Origin of the sequence: Gordonia sp. HS-NH1, assembly GCF_001418765.1 — a bacterium.
In the GTDB taxonomy this organism is placed as follows: domain Bacteria; phylum Actinomycetota; class Actinomycetes; order Mycobacteriales; family Mycobacteriaceae; genus Gordonia.
On sequence record NZ_LIYC01000115.1, the window covers coordinates 1 to 685 of the forward strand.

A 685-nucleotide genomic window follows, 5' to 3' on the forward strand; every position below is an offset into this window, starting at 1 on the left:
CTAGGAGACTGCTGAATAATCGCAGTCGTTTTCGGCGTGGCTGGTTCGTGTTGGTGCTGGTGGGCTGGGATCCTGGACGGTATGCAGGGTGAGTCAGATCATCAGGATGAGTTCCTGGATGTGAGGTCGCTGGTCGGGCATCTGTTGCCGGCGGGCAGTGTGTTCGCGTTGCTCGCCGAGCATCGGGAACGGTTGTTCCCGGCGGCGATGTTTGCGGAGCTGTTTCCCAGCGGGCGGGGCCGGCCGTCGATCCCGGCCGAGACGATGGCCTCGGTGATCGTGTTGCAAACCCTGCACGGGCTCTCTGATCGTGAGGCCGCTGAGGCGGTCATGTTCGATCTGCGGTGGAAAGCGGCGTGTGGATTCACGTTGGGCACGAAAGGGTTTCATCCGTCCACGTTGACGTATTGGCGGCGTCGGCTGGCTGGCTGCGAGCGGCCACACCTGATTTTCGAGAAGGTTCGCGAGGTCATCACCGAGACCGGGGCGGTGGCGGGCAAACATCGCCGGGCACTGGACTCGACGGTGCTCGATGATGCGGTGGCCCGCCAAGACACCGTGACTCAGCTGATCGCGGCGATACGGCGGGTGGCCCGCGACGTCGAGGGCGCGCAGGTGGTGGTGGCCGGGCGGGCCACCCGGCTGGCCGCCCTGACCGGCTCCGGGTATGAGCAGACCGGCAAAC

1 protein-coding gene is annotated in these 685 nt (G+C 65.4%); it reads left to right on the forward strand.

The window, feature by feature from the left end; all coding sequences use genetic code 11:
- Positions 1–81: 81 nt before the first annotated feature.
- Positions 82–685 (forward strand): transposase (locus AMD30_RS24295; protein WP_231632854.1); only part of this gene is annotated, 604 nt, incomplete at its 3' end.